The organism is Mesorhizobium sp. M1A.F.Ca.IN.020.06.1.1 (assembly GCF_004023265.1).
Classification (GTDB): Bacteria; Pseudomonadota; Alphaproteobacteria; order Rhizobiales; family Rhizobiaceae; genus Mesorhizobium.
Genome location: NZ_RZSR01000551.1, coordinates 1 through 4,061 on the forward strand (window position 1 = coordinate 1; position 4,061 = coordinate 4,061).

The 4,061-nt window shown below is 62.7% G+C and carries 6 protein-coding genes; 5 read left to right on the forward strand and 1 reads right to left on the reverse strand.

Features of this window, described 5'->3' with window-relative positions:
* From EOA60_RS22030 to EOA60_RS22040, 3 genes are all read left to right on the forward strand, one after another.
* A partial coding sequence (locus EOA60_RS22030) for a phosphoadenylyl-sulfate reductase (protein ID WP_245502595.1) occupies positions 1 to 699 on the forward strand: 699 nt, incomplete at its 5' end.
* A 186-nt stretch (positions 700 to 885) separates the two neighbouring features.
* The gene (locus tag EOA60_RS22035; RefSeq protein WP_067318908.1) at positions 886 to 1,419 is read left to right on the forward strand and encodes a DUF934 domain-containing protein; all 534 of its coding nucleotides are present in this window, start codon (positions 886 to 888) and stop codon (positions 1,417 to 1,419) included.
* Between the two features lie 242 nt (positions 1,420 to 1,661).
* On the forward strand, positions 1,662 to 2,282 hold the full coding sequence (locus EOA60_RS22040) for a DJ-1/PfpI family protein (protein WP_067318906.1): 621 nt from the start codon (positions 1,662 to 1,664) through the stop codon (positions 2,280 to 2,282).
* 40 nt (positions 2,283 to 2,322) lie between these two features.
* Here the strand turns inward: EOA60_RS22040 and EOA60_RS22045 are convergent, their stop codons facing one another.
* A complete protein-coding gene (locus tag EOA60_RS22045; RefSeq protein ID WP_067318902.1) occupies positions 2,323 to 2,523 on the reverse strand; it encodes a hypothetical protein in 201 nt (66 codons plus the stop codon).
* Between the two features lie 218 nt (positions 2,524 to 2,741).
* Between EOA60_RS22045 and grpE the strand changes: the two genes are divergently transcribed.
* Positions 2,742 to 3,392 carry a nucleotide exchange factor GrpE gene (grpE, locus tag EOA60_RS22050; RefSeq protein ID WP_067318900.1) on the forward strand — a complete coding sequence of 217 codons (651 nt, stop codon included), beginning with the start codon at positions 2,742 to 2,744 and terminating at the stop codon, positions 3,390 to 3,392.
* A gap of 111 nt (positions 3,393 to 3,503) precedes the next feature.
* Positions 3,504 to 4,061: trimeric intracellular cation channel family protein (locus EOA60_RS22055; protein WP_164899457.1), on the forward strand; the 558-nt coding region annotated here is incomplete at its 3' end.

Here is a 4,061-nt window from a genome sequence, read left to right on the forward strand (position 1 = left end):
GCGGGGCTCGACGCGCTGCTCGGCCATCTGAAGCCGATCGAGATCATCGAGCGCTCGGCGCGTGAATTTTTCCGCGGCGACGTTGCCGCCGTATCGTCCTTCGGAGCCGATTCGGCAGTCCTCCTGCACATGATTGCCGAGATCGACCGCTCGCTGCCAGTGATCTTTCTCGACACCGGCAAGCATTTCGAGGAGACGCTGGGCTACCGCGACGCGCTGGTCGCCGATTTCGGCCTGACCGATGTGAGAGTGATCAAGCCGGACGAAGCGGCGCTCGAACGCGTCGATCCGACCGGCAGGCTGTATGAGACCGATACCGACGCCTGTTGCAACCTGCGCAAGGTCGAGCCGCTGGCGCGTGGCGTCGAGCCGTTCCGCGCCTGGTTCACCGGGCGCAAGCGCTTCCAGGCTTCGACGCGCGCGGCACTCCCGGTCTTCGAGGCCGTCGGCTCGCGCATCCGCATCAATCCGCTCGCGCATTGGACGACATCCGACCAGGCCGACTACATGCGCGCGCATGCGCTGCGCGAAAACCCGCTGGTCGCCTATGGCTATCTGTCGATCGGCTGCTTCCCCTGCACGCAGCCGGTACAGCCAGGCGAGGATGCGCGCAGCGGCCGCTGGGCGGGGCACGCCAAGACCGAGTGCGGCATCCATCTGTCGGGGCTGGAGAAGTCGCTGACCGACGCATCACTTTAAGGACAGCCGCTACTCAGGTGAGGCCGGCCTGCAAATGGCGGGTTCCTGCGCTTTCGGAGTTCGCGTAGTTGAAGTACGCTCCGCTCCCGTTCTCGAAAGCCACCATTTTCGACTCCGGGCCGACCTGAACAGCGACATATCCTTTCATTCTTAGGGCATTAGGATCTTAGGGCATTAGGAATTTTGATGACTGAGCCGACCAAATCGGAAACCCGCCTCTGGACCCCGAACGGTTTCCGCGAGGACGAATGGACCCATGCCGAGAGCGCCGAAGCGCTTGCCGGCAATGGCCGCTTCATCCTCCCGTTGCAGGCCTTTCTCGGGCTCGATGACGATATCCGCAGGTCGGCCAAGGAGCGCCTCGGCGTGCTCCTGCTCCCCGGCGACGAGCTCGACAAGATCGTCGGCCTGCTCGACCAGCTGTCGCTGGTGGCGCTTGCCTTCCCGGCCTTCAACGACGGCCGCTCCTTCTCCAAGGGCGAATTGCTGCGCACCCGGCATAACTTCAAAGGCGCGGTGCGCGCCACGGGCCAGGTCCTGGTCGATCAATTGCCGCATATGCTGCGGCTCGGCTTCGACGAGTTCGAGGTCTCCAATCCGGTGCTGTTGAAGCGGCTGGAGGAAGGGCGCACAGGAGGCTTGCCAGTCTATTACCAGCCGGCGGTAGAGCCGGAAGCCAAGGGCCCGAAATATTCCTGGCGGCGCAAACGCCCGGGCTGAGCCGTCCCCGCGCTGACCGCCGAAGGCAGCCATCCGGTAAACCAAGCGAGCCTGCAGCTTTGGTCTGACCAAGCACCTTGCTTTTGACGTCTTGGCGCAGTCGATTCAGTTCTACGCGCCTCTTTGCAACAATCTGGTTAGACCACTTCTGCGAATTTCACTTTCTCTTTTGCCGTCTTGCCCTTAGGATACGGTGATTATTTCGCGCTCCGAAATAAACAGCCGGCAAAGGAGGAAACGGCATGGTAGGCAAGAAGATACTGATGCTCGTTGGCGAGTTCAGCGAAGAATACGAGATTTTCGTTTTTGAGCAGGCGATGCATGCGGTCGGCCACACAGTCCATGTCGTCTGCCCGGACAAGAAGGCCGGCGACGTGCTCAAGACCTCGCTGCACGACTTCGAGGGCCATCAGACCTATACGGAAAAGCTCGGCCACGACTATATCCTCAACAAGACATTCGCCGAGGTGAATCCCGCCGATTACGACGCGGTCTACGCTGCGGGCGGACGCGGGCCGGAATATATTCGCATCGACAAGCGCGTGCAGGCGCTGGTCAGGCATTTCCACGAGACCGGCAAGCCGATCTTCACCATCTGCCACGGTGTGCAAATCCTAATCGCGGTCGACGGCGTGGTGCGCGGCAGGGAGGTGGCGGCGCTGCAGTATTGCGAGCCCGAAGTGACGCTTGCCGGGGGCACCTATATCGACGTGTCGCCGACCGGCGCGCATGTCGACGGCAATCTGGTTTCGGCAAAGGGATGGCCCGGCCTTGCGTCGTTCATGCGGGAGTGCCTCAAGGTGCTTGGCACCGAGATCCGTCATGGCGAGGCTCTGATGCGCGACGAGCGCAGAGCCGCATAGCTCCTCAGCGCCTTACGCTGTGGAACTGGGGAAGGGCGGTCTAGTGCTGCCGCTGGCCGTCCGCCTTGTCCGTCTCGGCGCCGTCCAGGCGGTCGAGCAGATCCGTGAACTGCTTGGGCACTTCTTTTTCCAGGCGAAATGCCGGAAGCGTGCGCAGAAGGCGCTTGGTCGCTTCGGTGCCAACCTGTCGCCTGATATCGTCGGCGAGCTTGGCGCGCCTTTCGCCGATGTTGCCCTTCATGGTCCCAAAATCCTGTGTCGGCTTCGAAACTCTCGCAGCCCGGCAATGGTTCCCGCATAGGCCCTTAGCGGCAAGCAAAGCCGTCCGGTACGGTAAAATTTGAATTAATTTGGAACGATCGCGGAAGGGCCGTCATCGGTGCTTGCCCCTTGATTTTTGGCCCCTAAACCTCGATATCGGGCGCAAATCCAAACCAATCCGAATGACGGGAAACGGCGATGAGCGACCAGGCAAAAGACGAACGCGCGCCCGAGGAAATCGAAGCCAGCCAGGCTTCCGAGGCCCGGGCTTCCGGCGAACGTGCGGAAGGCGGCGTCGACGGCGACTATGAGGCGCTTGTGCGGTTGCTGAAGGAAAACGAGGAACTGAAGGATCGGGCGCTTCGCGTAGCTGCCGAAATGGAGAATCTGCGGCGCCGTACCGCGCGTGATGTACATGACGCACGCACCTACGCTGTGGCCAATTTCGCGCGCGACATGCTGTCGGTGTCGGACAATTTGCGCCGCGCGCTGGACGCCATTCCGACCGAGGCCAAGGCCTCCGGCGATGCCGGCTTCAAGGCGCTGATCGAGGGCGTCGACCTCACCGAGCGCGCCATGCTGGCGGCGCTGGAGCGGCACGGGGTGAAGAAGCTTGCGCCCGAAGGCGAGAAGTTCGACCCGAACTTCCATCAGGCGATGTTCGAAGTGCCCAACCCCGACGTTCCGGCCGGGACCGTGGTCCAGGTCGTGCAACCCGGCTATTCGATCGGCGAGCGCGTGTTGAGGCCGGCGATGGTCGGCGTCTCCAAGGGCGGCCCAAAGGCCGCCGCCGCCGAAGCGCCGGTCGAGCCGGGCCCGGTGAACGAGCAGGCCGAGAAGGATGCGTGAAGGGAGCCAATAGCGAATAGGGAATAGCGAATAGGGAAGGACGGTACCAACCGCACCGCTTCGTGATATTCACTGTGCACTGACTATTCGCCAATCACTATTCGCTCGCCCATGAATCCCATCGAGCTGCTCGACTATGCCGGCGTCGCCGTCTTCGCGGCGACCGGCGCGCTTGCCGCGTCACGCAAAGAGCTCGATATCATCGGCTTCCTGTTTCTGGCCAGCATTACCGGCATTGGGGGCGGAACGCTGCGCGACGTCATTCTCAACCTGCCGGTGTTCTGGGTCGCCAACAGCGGCTATGTGCTGATCTGCGCCGTGATGGCAGTGCTTGTCTTCTTCAGCGCCCATCGTGTGGAATCCCGCTACAAGCTGCTGCTCTGGCTCGATGCGATCGGACTTGCCGCCTTTGCGGTGATGGGGGCTGCAAAGGGCCTGGCGATCACCGGCTCCCCGGTCGTTTCGGTCATCACCGGGGTGCTCACCGCGACCTTCGGCGGCATATTGCGCGACCTGATCGCAGGCGAGCCTTCCGTGCTGCTCAGGCCCGAAATCTATGTCACCGCGGCGCTTGCGGGTGCAGCGCTCTTCACGGTTGGCGATCTCGTTGGCATGTCGGCCCTGCCATCCAGCCTGCTCGGCTTTGCGGCGGCCTTCCTGGTGCGGGGC